Origin of the sequence: Sulfuriferula nivalis (assembly GCF_009937995.1) — a bacterium.
Classification (GTDB): Bacteria; Pseudomonadota; Gammaproteobacteria; order Burkholderiales; family Sulfuriferulaceae; genus Sulfuriferula; species Sulfuriferula nivalis.
Map to the genome: position 1 here is coordinate 210,133 of NZ_AP021881.1, position 14,711 is coordinate 224,843.

Consider the following 14,711-nt stretch of genomic DNA (forward strand, 5'->3'; position numbering starts at 1 on the left):
CAATATTCGCCTTGATACAGCAATGGCAACTTTCCCCGTCAATGGTGACTAAAGGCGAAGCATCGACCTCAATTGAGGTATTCCGGCCTTAGCGCTACATCTTCAGCCATGATCTGCTGCATCATTCTAATCAGCGCACGAACACTACGTTTCTTTGCAAATGCCTGCCGCAGTACCATCAGCACTTCGTTGTCCATGATGGGTAGCATCTCCAGACGTGCATCATGCTTTTTAGCAATATCATTACGCAAGCTTAGCAATATCGCATCAAAGTCCTTGGCTTGCGGTGGTGCGACGTGGATAACGCGCATACGGCTGAGCAGCACGGATGGCATATGATGAATCGAGTTCGCCGTAGCTATCCAGTTGATATGTGAATAGTCGACCTCGCCCAGCAGAAACTCATCAAAGATATTCTGGGCGGTCTGCGGTTCCAGCATGCCAAGCAAGTTATCCCATACGTTGCCGTTATGTCGGTTCTCTCCGACTTTATCAATCTCATCCAGCCCGATGATGGGATTTGGGCATTTTTGCTGCAGCATCATATCAACCAGTATGCCCGGACGGGATGTGCCCCAGCCACGACCAGCACCTTTGAGCATCATGTTGTCAGCCATGCCGTTTAGTGACAGCACCCGAGATGGCGTGGCTAACACTTCGCCTAGCCGTTTAATAAAACGGCTTTTGCCGATACCTGCACTGCCGACCAGGCAGACAGGATCAAAATGCAGTGTCGATTGCCCCATGTTCTTGCGGAAGGTAGCGCTAAGCTTAATATGATCGATGACTTCACCCATCCACGGAAACTCATACTTGAGTATCTGAGCCCATTGGGTATTTTCAGGGCAGGCTGCAAGTGGTATCGGCAACCGCAATTGTGAGTAGCGTGCCAGCGCATCTTTCTCACGTTTATCTTCTGATTTGGTAATAGAGCGGATGACACGAATATGCCCTGCAGGGACAGGCTCAGCGGGATTGTCATCAAACGCTTTAATTGCCATACGCTGAAGCTTATCCAGTTGATCATCTTTCAGATTCACCAATTCAAGGGGTGACGTGTTCTGTAGCAACAGGCGTGCAATTTTGGGATTGTTGTCTCGAATTGCCAATTCCGCTGCAACTGCCTTCGCTAATATCTCTATCGGCCGCTCACGTGTAATGCCGCGATGGGTGAGCCATTCTTCGCACAATGCTGCAGCTTCCTCAGCACGAGTAAAGTCATTCTTTAATAACGCTAGGTATATCTGATGTAATTTGCCTTGCTCCGAGCCCATTTCGGCAGCGATGGCCCACCATGCATCCACGATATAGTCATCAAACTCGCCAGCTTGTTTACCCAGCGCCTGGGCAACACGCTCTACCAATTGCATTTGATGGCGGGCGTCCATGAGGAATAGTGACAGCAAGCTAAATGCCAGCTTGTTGTCTTTCTTAATGGCTTTGAATTTATCTGCCACCTCGTAGCGATTCAGCACGGCACCCTTAAACAGGTCGGTGAATACTTTTCTGGCGGTGACTGGCAGCTTAGGGAGTAGCTGACGAATTGGCTTGTGTATGTGATCTGGTACGTTTGCTAATGCTAGGTTATGTAAATCTCCATCGTTGCTCGAATTTAAATTCATTGTGAATTCTCCAAAGATATGTAATAATACCATAGCGTAGGCATTTTGTCAAGACCCAGGCATGCGCGCGTCCATTCATAGGCATTGAAATGAGTTCAGATTTAGTCCATACCGATACCGGCACCATCAAAATCCTTGATCGAGCGGGGAATTTTTTAATCCTTTTGCCACACATCGATCTACAGGGTGTGAAGAAAATGCCACTGCCCGTACCTGTGGCACTCGCCGATAAGTTATCTGCAGGGACGAGTGGCAGCACAACTCATGCATTCGCCATACTGGCACGCTGGGTGCTTGAAGACTTGATAAAGCCAGACATGCAATTAATTGCACGGTCCGAAGGGGCTGCCTTTGCTTTCGAACTGAAGTCGCGCGAAGAGAATAGTGTTGGAGATAGCAGTATGCCCGTGCAGGTATATGGGCAACTGGATCCCAAAGGGACACGACCTATACTGGCAAGCTTGCCGCCAGCACTGCATGAGAAGCTGCGCGAGATGGGTTCCGGTTCGATGCGTCAGACACTGCTGGCGTTGCTTCAGTATGGTTTGGAGCAGTTGGATAAAATCGATCGAACACTAACGCTGATAAAACCCGAAACAGAGTCGGTTGAGGATAAAGCCGTAATACTGCTGGTAGATGGTAGTGGTTCGTGTGAGCACTGGATCAACCAGGCCGTACCTGTCATGCAATGGTTGGGGTATCGAGTTGAAGTCGCCCAGAAACAAGACTTACAGCACGCACCCAAAGCCAACTGTGTCGGAATGTTCGTCGTGAGTAGGCCACGTGAGGTGGTGCCGGATTGGTTGCTAGATCAGACAGTGACGCCAGTATTTGGTTATGAGATTGAACTTGATGCGGCTGGTGCTTTCTCTTCTCCTGACGGTGTGCTATCCAGGCATAAACGTCCTAAATTCTTGAACGAAGCACGTAGTGCCTATTGCGAGCAATGCGATCGTGGGGTGAGTGTGATTGAGGAAAGTGAATGCAGGCGCGATGCTAATAAAATGTATCATCGAGTTTATTGCCGAGCATGTAAAAGTTTGTTTGGTTTAGATCGCTAAAAATGGTTGATGTCACACTTCGTTAATTAAATGGGGTCAATTGATTAACATTTATCACCAGAAATGGTGGCGATTTGTTGGCGATTGATTAATGCTCAGTAACCGAAATGGTGCTGATTGATTAATTAATTGGGGCAGAATAATACACTTCACTCGATTTCATGGTGTTAAAAAGCGTTAGGTTGGGAATAGCAAAGGGGAAAATTAGATGCTACTCTTAAGGCTATGCGCAGTTTGGACTAGGTAAGTGCGGTATGATTGAGCAAGTTGATATATTAGAAAAGTCGCCAATATTCAAAAAAATATCCGTATTGCGTGTTAACGAAAACTTGACATCCTCCCCCACCTAAATGCGGGGGATTCCTACGGGTTCACGCGATGATTTGCGGATGCCTTCAGTGGGTTCGTGCTTCATCGTGCGGTCTTGTTGCACCGTCACTCCACGCGCTAACACGGCATGTCCTGCCGCTAATATATTGATTGCCCCAACCAAGTCAGCATTGTCGCTATAGCCACATTCCACACATTCAAACTTTGCTTGTGTGAGACGGTTTTCTTTGGCTACATGCTTACAACACGGACATGTACGACTGGTGTTGCGCGGATTGACCGCGATTACCTCGCCACCTTTCCATGCCTGTTTGTATTCAAGCTGTCGCCTGAATTCAAACCAGCCTTGATCCAGGATGGAACGATTCAAGCCTGACTTGGCTTTGACGTTGCTTCCTTCGGTTTCCATCGTTCCTTTGGCGCTTTTGCTCATATTGCTGACCTGCAAATCTTCTATCACTATCATGGCGTGGTTTTGGCTGATGCGGGTAGTCGTCTTATGCAGGTTGTCTTTCCTGATATTCGCAATCGTGCTGTGGAGTTTGGTTATTTTGCCTTTCTGCTTTTTCCAGTTACTGCTGAATTTAACCTTACGCGCTAATGCGCGTTGATAACGCGCAAGCTTGGCTTGCTTTTGTTTGAAGCTGTTGATAGCTGTGAATACTTGTCCGTTGCTTAACGTAGCAAATCTGGCGATACCTACGTCAACACCCACCATGCTGGTAGATAGGTGTCTTGGCTGCTCTATCTCACGCTCAGTCTGGATGCTGGCGTACCACTTGCCGCATTTGAGTGATACGGTGATGTTCTTTGGGGTGCCAAGCATTGCTTGGCTATTGCGGTAACGTAGCCAACCCAACTTGGGTAAAAAGATGCGATTGTTCTGTTGCTCAATTTTGAAGCCTTGTGGAAATTTGAAGCTGTCACTCATGCCTTTCTTTTTGTACTTGGGAAACTCAGTGCGTTTAGCAAAGAAGTTCCTGAAGCTGGATTCCAGATTCTTTAGTGACTGCTGCAATGTTTGGCTGGGTGCGTCTTTGAGCCAAGTAAGTTCTGTTTTCCATTGAGGCAGTAAATTGGCTGTTTTGGTGTAGCTGAATTTGAAGGTATTGTCGGCTTGATATTGTGCATTTTGCCACGCTAGGGCTTTGTTATACACCACACGGCAACAACCCGCGTATTGACGCATGGCGCGTGATTGCTCACCGTTAGGCATGAGTTCAAACTTGTAGGCTTGCAAGCGTTTCATGGTTTTATTATACTAGGTCTATGGATCAAAACAATGACATTAGACATGGAAGACACTGCGTTTTTTTAATGCATGTACATTTGGTCTTTGTCACTAAATATAGACGAGAAGTGTTTACAAAAACTATTTTGGACGAATTGCGTCCGATATTTGCAGCAGTGTGCAAAGACTTTGAGGCGGAACTGGTGGAATTTGATGGTGAAGATGATCATGTGCATTTACTAGTGAACTATCCGCCCAAGGTTTCAGTTTCCATCCTGGTCAACAGCCTTAAAGGCGTATCTAGCCGAATGATTCGGAAAAAGGACTACCCAAGTATCCGAAAGAAGTTGTGGGGTGGTGCGTTATGGTCACCGAGTTATTTTGCTGGTAGTTGCGGCGGTGCGCCGATTGAGATTATTAGGCAATATATTGAGCAACAACAAACACCGCATTGAACGGCTTCGCCGTTCGCGCTTACATCCTCGCCCTGAAGGACGAGGTTTTACGCGCCGACTGATAAAACACAGTCAAGGTGAGTCACGCTTTCACGCATTAGGCAAGACAGACGAGGGACGTACATTACATATTACGTTCACATTGCGTAATGCCAGTGAGAAAATTCGGGTTATTTCGGCCAGAGATATGCACAAGAAGGAGCGCATGATTTATGAACAAGCAACTTAAACCGATTCCGAAATTTGCTAATGAGGCAGAAGAGCAAGCCTTTTGGGATAAAGAGGATTCAGCGGATTATTTAGATTGGACAAAGGCGCGCAAGGTTGTGCTGCCTAATTTGAAGCCGTCGACAAAAACAATTTCGCTGCGCCTGCCTCAGCATCTTCTGGATTCCATTAAAGCCGCTGCGAATTCTCGCGATGTGCCTTACCAGTCGCTTATCAAAATTTGGCTACAAGAGAAGTTGCACAGTCACTAAATAGTTTCTACATATTTACCTGGTGTTTTATCAGGTGATGCTGCTACTTACTCAAAAATTGGAGTGAGCTTTGCCAATACTTCTTCCATATTGGAGGCGGGTAAGGTGTCAACCTTGCTTGCATTGCGGCCACCAAGATCAAGCACGCGAGGTTGATCGCAACGAATAACACCTGTTGTCTTAATTGTTGTCAGTATCCAAGTATAGTGGGGATTACCATCTGTAAATTAGCCTATATTGTAGCACTGCAGTGCTACAATATAGTGTTGCTGATAACTTATAGGCGTTCAACATGTCTACTACAACCATACGCTTACCCGATGATCTGAAAATGCGGATAGCTGCCGCTGCCGAACAGATGGGTGATACAACGCATCACTTTATGTTGCAAGCAATTATGGAAAAGACGTTAGAGGCGGAACAGCAGCTTGAATTAAATAAGCCGGCAGATCAACGATATGCCAATATCGTCGCAACGGGTAATGCGATTCCTTGGTCAGAAATGCGTATTTATCTTGAAAATAAAATAGTGGGGAAAACAGACAGCGTTCGTCCAAATGCGCGTAAGTTAGCACGTTAAGCATGGCGAAAATTGAATTGGCGCCCGAGGTGGGTGATGATATTGATCAAATTCTTGATCATTTAGCACAGTCTGAAATAGAAGACGCGCCATTGCGGATTTTAGCCATTACTCAGGCGATCAATGTCTTGGAATATAACCCACTTATTGGTCAACCTGTTGATGGTAATAAACGACAATTGGTGATTGGCCGACGCTCGCGTGGATATATTGCTCTGTATCGGTATGTTGTGGAAATAGATACGGTTTTCGTGCTGGCCTTGCGTAGCCAACGAGAGGCTGGCTATAGTTGAGCATAAAATTTATGCTGCTGCCTGATAACGCCGTATCTGTGGCAGCATGACTGCCAGCTTGTTTTCAGCCATGCGCCTATCGTAATCCGCTTGTAACCCCATCCAAAACTCAGCAGGCATCCCAAAAAAACGAGCTAACCGCACTGCGGTATCGGCGGAAATCCCTCTTCGTTCCAGCACAATATCATTAATACGAGGTGCGGGAACATGCAAAGCCACAGCTACAGCGCTAGCGGACAAACCCATCGGTTTCATAAATTCTTCCCGCAAAATCTCACCCGCATGGATAGGCTTTAGTTTTCCTGCCTCAGCTACATCACTAAAATCCATACCAGCCACATCGTCTATCGTAATACTCATAACATCCTCCATCAGTGGTAATCCACTATTTCAACATCGAATACATTGCCATCCTCAAACCGAAAACAAACTCGCCATTGATCATTGATGCGGATACTGTATTGGCCTAGCCTGTCCCCCGATAAACGCTCGAGACGATTACCTGGTGGAATCTGCAAATCATCTACGCTAGTTACATGATGCAACTGCGCCAGTTTACGACGCGCTACCTGACGAATATCGGGTGGCAATCTTCTAACCCGTTCATCGGCAAATAATGCAGCTGTTTCTTTATTAGCGAATGTTTTGATCATGGTTATATGATATAACGATAGGCGTTAAATTGGAATCGTTAAATTTGGAGTGGTTGATGTTGCGTTGTCCGATGACTGCACTGTGTTGACGCTGATCAGGTATGCGATGCTGGGGCGCTACCTTATGGCTACTACTATAACAATCATTGAATAGCAAGATTCATACAAATTATAGTCGTCTGCGCGTATCAACAATGTTGACACATAGTGGTAAATCTATTGACGTATCAACATTGAATCAACAGGCGGTGTTATGCGTGTAATCGTGAAGAAATGGGGAAACAGTGCTGCTGTTCGTATCCCTGCTGGAATAATGGAATCAGCTTGTTTGAGTCTGGATGCGTCGGTTGATGTTCGGGAAGAAGGTGGCCGTATTATTATCGAGCCGATTCGGTCAACTGAATATGATCTGGCGCAATTGCTTGCTGACATCACACCAGAAAATTTGAATATCGGCGCTGATTTTGGTACGCCAGTCGGCAAGGAGTTTTTGTAATGGGGCAAAGCTATGTACCTGAATCAGGTGATATTGTGTGGTTACAATTCGATCCGCAGGCAGGGCATGAGCAAGCCGGGCATAGGCCAGCGGTAGTTGTCAGTCCCGCATCCTACAATGGTAAAACCGGATTGATGTTGTGTTGCCTGATAACTACGCAGATCAAAGGTTATCCATTCGAGGTTGTGATCGCTGGTGATCGATCAAGTGCCGTGTTGTCTGACCAGATAAAAAGTCTCGATTGGGTTGCGCGCAAGGCTACTTATAAGGGAAAAATAACTCCCGATGAGTTAATGATAGTGCGAAATAAAGTATCTGCCCTTATTGGCAAATAATCGGCAGTTGGATGCAATTCTACGGAACTCCACCACTCATAAAGAGCAAAGCCCTTTCACATTGACGGTCTGCGAAAAGATCAGACGGTTCTGACCTCATTAAGCAGATCGGGGTGACGATCCAGCAGTTTGAGCAGTTTAACTAATGCCAACGGTGGCTTGGTTTTGCCGTTCTCATAGCGCGAGAATGCATTGATGCCACCACCGAAGATTTCGGCAGCCTCACGCTGTCCAAGGTCTAGCTTTTTGCGTACGCTGATGATGAAAGCAGGGTCAACAATGGCCGCGTTCACCTGTTTGTTGAATGCCTGCATCTCACGCATGACACGCTCAGTTTCAACTATGTCGGTGATGGACTCATCACAAGCAGGACAAAAATCAGCGGTTACCACTGGAATAACAGTGGTTTCACCCTTGTAGGTATAGGGCAGGTCGCGGGTGTCGTGAATAAGTTCCGCAGCGCCGCAAACAGGACATTTCATGCTCATGCTCTTGTAAAAATCAGCTGGCGTGAGCGCGTCACCACTGCCAGCATGTCGGAAGGTTCCAATCCCAATGCAGTGGCTCCAAGTCTAGCCGTATTGGTTGTGCGTACTTTGCCAGCTTCAACGAAAGCTTTGACGATGGTTAGCTTGCAATGTGGGGTTGGTTTCTCCATGAATAAATTCTAACCTAATTGGTTATGTTGTCAAATGGATTGATGGCGGCCATTTCGATGGCACCAGCTTAGTGCCCAGCCCAAACGATGCATCGTATTTTGCTCTTTCCTCTGCAATGTCCTCTCGGCAGGTGAGTTATTCACCTAGAATTGAGACTCCGTGGGTTTTGCATCGGCAGCATGAGGCTGGCGACACTTGATCATGAGCACACTCAGTGCAAACCAGCCGTGACTAACTGATATCTTTCCAGGCGGAATGCGTAAGACTACGCAGCTGGTATTGCCGTATCACACTTCAGATGCTAACATAAGCACATCAGGCTTAAACCTACTAGCCATAACCTTAACATCGCGTCCCAATCTGAGCAGTGTGCTCCTTTTGAACCCTTTATTCAGCTTGTAGTTAGCGGGAGATAATATGAGCAAAAGTGTATCGACTCGCGTAGTACACAAGTACGCATCTTTAGCGAAAGGCCAGCGGCGGCACGATGTGCGGTCTGAGCCTGTGCCGAATTATGTTGATCAGACGCGGACTCACTTAAATTCAATCTTCCTTGAGCCGCGTGCCGAAAAAGCGTTGCGTGATATTTGTTTAGACCGTCGCGCATTAAGAAACCCGCAACGTGCAATGAAAAAGGATGCTGCTATTGCAACTTTGGGTATTATCACCTTTAGCCATGAAGCCCAACCAGTCATTAACGCGCTGTCCATCGCTGAGCAAAACGCCCTTTACAAAGAAGCGGCGGATCGAATCTCTGCAGAACTAAATACAACATTGACCGGGCTTGTCGTTCATCGTGACGAATCGGCTCCTCATGCACACTATCAAATGCCAGCATATAATCTGGAAGGCATTCCTTTGTCAAAATCAATCAACAGGGAAGTGGCGAAGCGACTGCAGGATGTCGTGGGAGAAGTCTATCAATCGCATGAGATACATCGTGGAAAACCAAAATTTGAGCGCATATTAGCTGGTGAAGATTATTCTAAAACGATAAATCGGACGGTTAGGCAACTGCACGAAGACCTACCAAAAGAATTAGAAGCAGCCAGAAAAGCGCTTGATGCTGCGCTAGAAAAACTGCGAAATAATGAAACGCTTGCTCTGAAAGTGCAGGAAGAACTTGATGCCAAAAAAGGTGATATCGACAAATTACAACTGAACATCGCAACATATGAGCGCCGCCAAGCGCAGGCAAAAGAGGATGCTGATGCGATGGAAACAAAACTGTCAAATGTTCAAGCAGCGGTTCAGGCACTAACCAACGGCGCGCCGGTTTTGCCAAAACTCGAATACGAAACTGTCGAAGTTGTAACCCGTCGTGAGGAAAATTTAGTCGGAGAGTTAATAGTAATCACTGAAAAACGCAAAATGCTCAACCTAGACGATGTTAATACGTATTTGCAAGTTTCACGCGCACAACAACAGTATTTCAAAAATGAAGTTGCCTCTCAGATTGTCGATATTGTAGAGAGGAACAAAATAATTGATGCTCGCGTGGATGCGGTTGCTAAGAAAGAGGCTAAGTTAACTGACTTGGCAAGCACGCTTATAGAACTCGACGAATCTTACAGTTCTGAAGTGAATTCTTGGGTTCAGCAGGTAGTGCTGAATCCTATTGAATCTGCACAACAAGTCATCAATGCACAGACACTAATCCGGTACGGCGTGCTTGTACAGATGCATAAAAGCCGTGTGCATATACTGCCTCAAGAGGCGACAGACGAACTAAAAGCAGTTGCACTCTACCGCATAGCCAGAGAACAGGCGGATGCCGAAAAATGGCCAGAAATCGTTTTTACAGTCAACGAGGCTATCGCCGAAAAAATTTACGAAATGGCGATAGCTGACAATTTAGTTGCATCAGTTCATGTCAGGAGTAAAGATGGTCAGGTGCGGCTTTATGAACTGCCGCAGATATGCGAAGAAGTGTTGCAATCAAGTGGTATGACTCCGTCCTGATTTCGGCTGCCTTCCAATCGTCTATGCTAACCTGTGAGCAACGCAGTAGCGTGCAGGCGATAAATCCCTAGCCAGGATAAGCCAGATTAAATTGTTCATAAAACAAGGGGAGTGATGCCGCTGGTAAGTGGTTAATCCCTGCCGCACCTTTACGTCCACCACCACTAGGGAACTGTCTGCATAAAGTGTCTGCACCTGTTTTGTTGACCATAGGTGCGCGTACGCTGACTGTGTAATCGCCTGCTGAGTTATGGCTGAGTATGGCATGCGCACGATTAGGGTGGTTGGATGCCAGGTCATTGCTGTACACACCGCTCACGCGTCGGCTCCATACTTCGTCTGGCAGTATGAATACAGCGCCACCAGCTGTTTGATGTGCAGGCTGTAGCATTGCTGCCTTAGCCATATCTTCGGCATAGCCAGCGCGCAGAGTAGCGAACACAGTATCCTCGCGCATAAACACGAACGGATCTGCGTAAGCACGCATACGCATGGAAAGTTCTGCTGGCTTGAAATACAAGTCGTCCTGTGTTTCGCCATAAGCATTGTAATTAAGACATTCGCCCAATTCATGCAACAACGCTAGTTGTTCGGTTGAGAGGTTGAGTGGCGCGGCAATTTGCTCGGCTACGGCAGCGAGATTATCGCCATAAGCACCGACTATCGCCCAGATGGCGAATTGCCCATTCAATGACTCGTTCACTATTGCACTGGTGCAAGTTTCTGCACTCAAATTGATGTGTTGATGCAGATTGGTGTGGGGCGGAATATCACCCGCAAAATGGTGATCGAAATAATGCACCTGCACACCCATATCCAGCAGTTTCACTAAAGCATCACGATTCTGGTCGAGCCCAATATCCAATACAGTGACAATATCCCCAGGTTCGGCGCGTACCTGCTGGAGCAGAGTAATATCGCGCTTCACTCCGGTAATCAGCTCTGAGTCAACAGGATGAGACAAGCGCAATTGTTGTAGTGCGCAAAGCCCATCTGCATCGCCGTTGAATACGTCTATGTAAGTCAATTTTGGCTTGAATGGTTAAAGTGTATAAATGATGTGGGTGCATAAGCGAGTTATAACCACTCTAACAACAAGTCCTCATACTCCTTGAGAACTTTTTCCCAAGTAAACTCTGCATCAAAACGGCTACGGCTGGCAGCTTTCATGTTCGCTATCTCCGTATCGTTATCAAGCAAGTTATCTAATGCAGCAGCGCATTCATCTTCGTTTTTGAAATAACGAGCGCCATCCGCTACCACCCAGCGATTGAATGGATTGTCATGCGCCAATACTGCATTGCCAGCGCCCAACGATTCAACTAACGATGGATTGGTGCCACCTACCTGATGGCCATGCACATACAATTGTGCGTGAAAGCGTAAAGCTGCTACGGTAGGTTTGTCGTAAACCGCACCGATAAAGCGCACTTCGTCAGAGGCGGCTTCTTTCACTGCGCGTTGATAGGCGTGGTTAGGATCGTATTTGCCTAACACCACTAACTGCATACCCCGTTGTCGACGCGACCAGGCGCGAACGACTTCGAGGATGGAGTTCTCTGGTTCTGCACGCGCGATCAGAATTGCATAGCGATTAGGGGTGAGTTGATAAGGCGTTAATGCGCTGATATCAGCATGATCAACTGCATCAGCACCATAAGGTATGGTCGTGATCTTGTCACGGCTCACCCGCGTGGCGAGGTGATTTTTAATCTCGGGATGATCCGCGACTAAATGGTTACCCAGCCAGCACCCAGCCCAATCATTCATCCAGAACCAGAGCTTGGCAATTGCGCCCCATTTTTGTCGATGCCACTCTATGCCATCCATATTGATGAGATTTTTGTGACCACGTAAACGATACAGTACACAGAAAATCGCCGTGTTATAACCAAGCGTTAATATCAAACCAGATTCGCCAGCGGCATGCACAGTCGATTTCCAGTCAAATACGATAGTACCCGCAGCACCCTCAGTCGCCACGGGCATACGCACGCGGCGCACACCTTGCCAGCTATCTTCAAATACATGTCCTTCGCCATCTTCCTGGCAATACACTGTGACCTGCCAGCCTTGCTTGACCAGATACAATGCCAAATGTTCGGCAAAGGTTTCAAAGCCGCCATGAGCAGCGGGGACGCCTCGTGTGCCGAGGATGCGGATAGTTTTTTGCATAATACTTCTCTCAGACCAATGTTAATTATTGCGGTATTGCAAATTATTGTTATGTTTTTAAGCCCAGATCAGCGTACATTTTTAATGTTGAATTTACATAACCAGCACGATTAAATCGTTCTTCTACCAGTGCCCGCCCCGCCCTGCCATGTTTGGCAACTTCAGCATCAGGCATCGCATTAACACGTGATAAGACTGCAGCTAAATCTTCAACATTTCTGCTTTCAAACTGCCAGCCAGTTAATCCATCTTCTATCATTTCGGGTATGCCACCAATGTTTGCGCCTATTACTGGTTTACCAAACCCGTAGCTTTCAAGGATACTCATAGGTGCATTTTCATACCATTCTGATGGCAGCACGATTGCTCTCGCTCCAGCTATTAATGCATGCAAAGCGGCACCACTTTGATATCCGAGAAATTCCACATCGCCTTGTAGCTCAGCCTGTAAGGCATGCATAGCTTCTTCTTCTGGACCTGTTCCTGCAATCTTTAGCTTAATCCCTGCTTGCTTTGCTGCGCGCAGGAGTGTGGCTACGCCTTTTTCTTGTGCCAAGCGCCCAAAGAACAGGAAGTAGTTTCCTGGCTCATAGGTGGGTGTAAAACGGCTTGCATCAATATAATTTGGGATATAAACAAATTTATCGCGAGGCCAGCCCCACTCAATAAACTTCTCCATAAAGAATCGGCTAGGCACAACGATTTTGCTTAAATATTTTTTATAGGTGTTGAGCTTTTGATGCAACAGACTTTCCATGGCAACAATAGCGCTAGGGGCAAGAGATCCTCGAATGCAACGATTCGTTGCGACATTCAGTAAATTGCCACCCTTACATTGTTCACAAATACCATTATCGTTGAGCATCTTATAAGCTGGGCAGGCGATTTTGAGATCGTGTGCCGTCATGACTATCGGCACGCCAGCTTTTGCTAATGTGGGCAAAATCGAGGGGGATAAGTGGTGATAAATACAATGCAAATGCGCCACATCAGCAGGGTAATCGTTTAACAAGGTGTTTAATTTCTTTTGTGCCTCGAATGAATAAATAACTTTAGAGGCCATTTTCAGCTTATCGATTACTGAGTAACTATGTCCAAATTCAATTTCATCGATGAAATATTTAGACCATTTTGTCTCTATATTTTTGGGGTGGTTCATGGAAAAAAAAGCATTTTCCCAACCCAGTTCTCCCATCAAATCTGCGTGATCAAGATAAACGACGTCAGAGCCACCTCGTCGGTAGTGGTAGTTGTTAATACTTAGTAACTTGATCACGTTTTACTTTCATTTTGAAGGGTATTTATATGTGTCACTCTTATTAGGGGCTTGGTTTTCACCTGATAAGAGTGAGGGTGTTGTTAAAATTTATCCATTAGTTTTTAACATGCTGTTATGGATAATGTATTCATGAACATCAATAAATTGTTTTAATTCGTATATATTTTTTTGTTGGGATGCTGGTGCTGGTGCTGGTGCTGGTACTGGCACTGGTATTGGCACTGGTATTGGCACTGGTATTGGCACTGGTACTGGTACTGGTACTGGTACTGGTACTGGTACTGGTCGTGTAACCATACTGGTATAAATTAAGGAGATCCGTATCCGAAGCCGTACTTACCCCAAACCATTGCCATTGACCTGTGATAAGTTTAAATCGGCCTATATCAATACTAGTGTTAGTCGTGTTTTGATTCCATGCGGCCATGGTGTTTAGCCAATAATCACCACCGACGCTAATGACATATGCACCATTGCCACCAGGGGCTGTTCCTCCAGATGCTTTGGTGACAGTTCTTGCCTGTAGGACGGATAAAGTGCCGCAAATATTTGTGCTTGGTAGCAATACACGCCCCTGTTTATACCAATAATGGAAAGCCTTGTTTCCAGTGTCGATACCGATAGTAGCTAATCCTGAATTTGTTATTTGTAAAAAATAAGGAGGGGGTGTATTTACATTATTGACATAGTCAGAATCAAACTCACTTCCATCTATGTCTCCTTGCTGTAATAGAGACCAACTATGAGCGCCATTGCTTACAGTGCAAATTAAAGTTTTAAAATTTTGTATTTGAACATAATCATTGCTTGAAGTGATTCCCTGAGCCCACATTATTTGAGCCCATCCAGTAATTGCAGTAAAACTACTGGGAACATTATTGCCAGCATGCATCCATGGGTGCCCCCCCCATCCATAGTTTGTCGGTACACCTTGAGGGTATGCTTCACTAGATAGCGTCTGGTCGATATTAAATTGCTGTAATTGTGATTGACTAATTCCTAGCTTTTGACTATTTGGAGCCGCGTTTGCATTTAACGAAAAACCGAAACTTGCAAACAACCCGATGCCGAAAATCAACCCTCTGTTTATCGTATTCATAA

Annotated in this window: 20 protein-coding genes; 9 read left to right on the plus strand and 11 right to left on the minus strand. The window is 46.1% G+C overall.

Features of this window, described 5'->3' with window-relative positions; all coding sequences use genetic code 11:
- Positions 1 to 68 precede the first annotated feature (68 nt).
- Positions 69 to 1,622 (minus strand): AAA family ATPase, encoded by a 1,554-nt coding sequence (locus SFSGTM_RS01110; RefSeq protein ID WP_162083545.1) that lies wholly within the window; start codon positions 1,620 to 1,622, stop codon positions 69 to 71.
- Between the two features lie 89 nt (positions 1,623 to 1,711).
- Here SFSGTM_RS01110 and SFSGTM_RS01115 point away from each other — a divergent pair, with 89 nt between their 5' ends.
- Positions 1,712 to 2,683, plus strand: a complete 972-nt coding sequence (locus SFSGTM_RS01115) for a hypothetical protein (RefSeq protein WP_162083546.1) — start codon at positions 1,712 to 1,714, stop codon at positions 2,681 to 2,683.
- A gap of 346 nt (positions 2,684 to 3,029) precedes the next feature.
- Here SFSGTM_RS01115 and SFSGTM_RS01120 read toward each other — a convergent pair whose 3' ends face one another.
- Complete coding sequence (locus SFSGTM_RS01120; protein WP_162083547.1) at positions 3,030 to 4,262, minus strand: RNA-guided endonuclease InsQ/TnpB family protein; 1,233 nt, start codon at positions 4,260 to 4,262, stop codon at positions 3,030 to 3,032.
- A gap of 20 nt (positions 4,263 to 4,282) precedes the next feature.
- On the opposite strand from SFSGTM_RS01120, the gene tnpA reads away from it, so the two are divergent.
- From tnpA to brnA, 3 genes are read left to right on the plus strand one after another with little or no spacing between them, the layout of a single operon-like run.
- A complete protein-coding gene (tnpA, locus tag SFSGTM_RS01125) occupies positions 4,283 to 4,699 on the plus strand; it encodes an IS200/IS605 family transposase (RefSeq protein ID WP_162083548.1) in 417 nt (138 codons plus the stop codon).
- On the plus strand, positions 4,644 to 4,928 hold the full coding sequence (locus SFSGTM_RS17285) for a BrnT family toxin (protein ID WP_353545247.1): 285 nt from the start codon (positions 4,644 to 4,646) through the stop codon (positions 4,926 to 4,928). The genes tnpA and SFSGTM_RS17285 overlap by 56 nt, the downstream gene beginning before the upstream one ends.
- On the plus strand, positions 4,912 to 5,178 hold the full coding sequence (gene brnA, locus SFSGTM_RS01135; protein WP_162083550.1) for a type II toxin-antitoxin system BrnA family antitoxin: 267 nt from the start codon (positions 4,912 to 4,914) through the stop codon (positions 5,176 to 5,178). Before SFSGTM_RS17285 ends, brnA begins: the two co-directional genes overlap by 17 nt.
- A 47-nt stretch (positions 5,179 to 5,225) precedes the next feature.
- On the opposite strand, the gene SFSGTM_RS17260 is transcribed toward brnA, so the two are convergent.
- Positions 5,226 to 5,375 (minus strand): type II toxin-antitoxin system PemK/MazF family toxin, encoded by a 150-nt coding sequence (locus tag SFSGTM_RS17260; protein ID WP_332836253.1) that lies wholly within the window; start codon positions 5,373 to 5,375, stop codon positions 5,226 to 5,228.
- A 95-nt stretch (positions 5,376 to 5,470) separates the two neighbouring features.
- On the opposite strand from SFSGTM_RS17260, the gene SFSGTM_RS01145 reads away from it, so the two are divergent.
- Both SFSGTM_RS01145 and SFSGTM_RS01150 read left to right on the plus strand, forming a co-directional pair.
- A complete protein-coding gene (locus tag SFSGTM_RS01145; protein ID WP_162083551.1) occupies positions 5,471 to 5,758 on the plus strand; it encodes a CopG family transcriptional regulator in 288 nt (95 codons plus the stop codon).
- Between the two features lie 2 nt (positions 5,759 to 5,760).
- The gene (locus tag SFSGTM_RS01150) at positions 5,761 to 6,051 is read left to right on the plus strand and encodes a type II toxin-antitoxin system RelE/ParE family toxin (RefSeq protein WP_162083552.1); all 291 of its coding nucleotides are present in this window, start codon (positions 5,761 to 5,763) and stop codon (positions 6,049 to 6,051) included.
- Positions 6,052 to 6,060: 9 nt separating this feature from the next.
- On the opposite strand, the gene SFSGTM_RS01155 is transcribed toward SFSGTM_RS01150, so the two are convergent.
- Both SFSGTM_RS01155 and SFSGTM_RS01160 read right to left on the minus strand, forming a co-directional pair.
- Entirely contained in the window at positions 6,061 to 6,411 is a 351-nt protein-coding gene (locus SFSGTM_RS01155; protein ID WP_162083553.1) for a HigA family addiction module antitoxin, read from the minus strand.
- Positions 6,412 to 6,422: 11 nt separating this feature from the next.
- A complete protein-coding gene (locus SFSGTM_RS01160) occupies positions 6,423 to 6,704 on the minus strand; it encodes a type II toxin-antitoxin system RelE/ParE family toxin (RefSeq protein ID WP_162083554.1) in 282 nt (93 codons plus the stop codon).
- Between the two features lie 253 nt (positions 6,705 to 6,957).
- Between SFSGTM_RS01160 and SFSGTM_RS01165 the strand changes: the two genes are divergently transcribed.
- Entirely contained in the window at positions 6,958 to 7,200 is a 243-nt protein-coding gene (locus tag SFSGTM_RS01165; RefSeq protein WP_162083555.1) for an AbrB/MazE/SpoVT family DNA-binding domain-containing protein, read from the plus strand.
- Positions 7,200 to 7,535: an endoribonuclease MazF gene (mazF, locus tag SFSGTM_RS01170; RefSeq protein WP_162083556.1), complete on the plus strand. Its 336-nt coding sequence runs from the start codon at positions 7,200 to 7,202 to the stop codon at positions 7,533 to 7,535. Before SFSGTM_RS01165 ends, mazF begins: the two co-directional genes overlap by 1 nt.
- Positions 7,536 to 7,615: 80 nt before the next feature.
- On the opposite strand, the gene SFSGTM_RS01175 is transcribed toward mazF, so the two are convergent.
- A complete protein-coding gene (locus tag SFSGTM_RS01175; RefSeq protein ID WP_162086150.1) occupies positions 7,616 to 8,017 on the minus strand; it encodes a type II toxin-antitoxin system MqsA family antitoxin in 402 nt (133 codons plus the stop codon).
- Between the two features lie 2 nt (positions 8,018 to 8,019).
- Positions 8,020 to 8,193 carry a type II toxin-antitoxin system MqsR family toxin gene (locus SFSGTM_RS01180; protein WP_198420594.1) on the minus strand — a complete coding sequence of 58 codons (174 nt, stop codon included), beginning with the start codon at positions 8,191 to 8,193 and terminating at the stop codon, positions 8,020 to 8,022.
- Positions 8,194 to 8,611: 418 nt separating this feature from the next.
- Here SFSGTM_RS01180 and SFSGTM_RS01185 point away from each other — a divergent pair, with 418 nt between their 5' ends.
- Positions 8,612 to 10,156 (plus strand): plasmid recombination protein, encoded by a 1,545-nt coding sequence (locus SFSGTM_RS01185; RefSeq protein ID WP_162083557.1) that lies wholly within the window; start codon positions 8,612 to 8,614, stop codon positions 10,154 to 10,156.
- 67 nt (positions 10,157 to 10,223) lie between these two features.
- Here the strand turns inward: SFSGTM_RS01185 and SFSGTM_RS01190 are convergent, their stop codons facing one another.
- The 4 genes from SFSGTM_RS01190 to SFSGTM_RS01205 form a co-directional block, all read right to left on the minus strand.
- Entirely contained in the window at positions 10,224 to 11,183 is a 960-nt protein-coding gene (locus SFSGTM_RS01190) for an acetyltransferase (protein WP_162083558.1), read from the minus strand.
- Between the two features lie 50 nt (positions 11,184 to 11,233).
- On the minus strand, positions 11,234 to 12,331 hold the full coding sequence (locus SFSGTM_RS01195) for a DUF1972 domain-containing protein (protein ID WP_162083559.1): 1,098 nt from the start codon (positions 12,329 to 12,331) through the stop codon (positions 11,234 to 11,236).
- A 49-nt stretch (positions 12,332 to 12,380) separates the two neighbouring features.
- Positions 12,381 to 13,607, minus strand: coding sequence for a glycosyltransferase family 4 protein (locus tag SFSGTM_RS01200; RefSeq protein WP_198420595.1), 1,227 nt, complete (start codon positions 13,605 to 13,607; stop codon positions 12,381 to 12,383).
- 139 nt (positions 13,608 to 13,746) lie between these two features.
- Positions 13,747 to 14,709 (minus strand): hypothetical protein, encoded by a 963-nt coding sequence (locus tag SFSGTM_RS01205; protein ID WP_162083354.1) that lies wholly within the window; start codon positions 14,707 to 14,709, stop codon positions 13,747 to 13,749.
- Positions 14,710 to 14,711 lie beyond the last annotated feature (2 nt).

What these genes read in the sequence shown, in the direction of transcription:
- SFSGTM_RS01110 (WP_162083545.1), bottom strand. Translation starts at nt 1,622, where the DNA reads ATGAATTTAAATTCGAGCAACGATGGAGATTTACATAACCTAGCATTA.
- SFSGTM_RS01115 (WP_162083546.1), top strand. Translation starts at nt 1,712, where the DNA reads ATGAGTTCAGATTTAGTCCATACCGATACCGGCACCATCAAAATCCTT.
- SFSGTM_RS01120 (WP_162083547.1), bottom strand. Translation starts at nt 4,262, where the DNA reads ATGAAACGCTTGCAAGCCTACAAGTTTGAACTCATGCCTAACGGTGAG.
- tnpA (WP_162083548.1), top strand. Translation starts at nt 4,283, where the DNA reads ATGGATCAAAACAATGACATTAGACATGGAAGACACTGCGTTTTTTTA.
- brnA (WP_162083550.1), top strand. Translation starts at nt 4,912, where the DNA reads ATGAACAAGCAACTTAAACCGATTCCGAAATTTGCTAATGAGGCAGAA.
- SFSGTM_RS01145 (WP_162083551.1), top strand. Translation starts at nt 5,471, where the DNA reads ATGTCTACTACAACCATACGCTTACCCGATGATCTGAAAATGCGGATA.
- SFSGTM_RS01150 (WP_162083552.1), top strand. Translation starts at nt 5,761, where the DNA reads ATGGCGAAAATTGAATTGGCGCCCGAGGTGGGTGATGATATTGATCAA.
- SFSGTM_RS01155 (WP_162083553.1), bottom strand. Translation starts at nt 6,411, where the DNA reads ATGAGTATTACGATAGACGATGTGGCTGGTATGGATTTTAGTGATGTA.
- SFSGTM_RS01160 (WP_162083554.1), bottom strand. Translation starts at nt 6,704, where the DNA reads ATGATCAAAACATTCGCTAATAAAGAAACAGCTGCATTATTTGCCGAT.
- SFSGTM_RS01165 (WP_162083555.1), top strand. Translation starts at nt 6,958, where the DNA reads ATGCGTGTAATCGTGAAGAAATGGGGAAACAGTGCTGCTGTTCGTATC.
- mazF (WP_162083556.1), top strand. Translation starts at nt 7,200, where the DNA reads ATGGGGCAAAGCTATGTACCTGAATCAGGTGATATTGTGTGGTTACAA.
- SFSGTM_RS01175 (WP_162086150.1), bottom strand. Translation starts at nt 8,017, where the DNA reads ATGAAATGTCCTGTTTGCGGCGCTGCGGAACTTATTCACGACACCCGC.
- SFSGTM_RS01180 (WP_198420594.1), bottom strand. Translation starts at nt 8,193, where the DNA reads ATGGAGAAACCAACCCCACATTGCAAGCTAACCATCGTCAAAGCTTTC.
- SFSGTM_RS01185 (WP_162083557.1), top strand. Translation starts at nt 8,612, where the DNA reads ATGAGCAAAAGTGTATCGACTCGCGTAGTACACAAGTACGCATCTTTA.
- SFSGTM_RS01195 (WP_162083559.1), bottom strand. Translation starts at nt 12,331, where the DNA reads ATGCAAAAAACTATCCGCATCCTCGGCACACGAGGCGTCCCCGCTGCT.
- SFSGTM_RS01205 (WP_162083354.1), bottom strand. Translation starts at nt 14,709, where the DNA reads ATGAATACGATAAACAGAGGGTTGATTTTCGGCATCGGGTTGTTTGCA.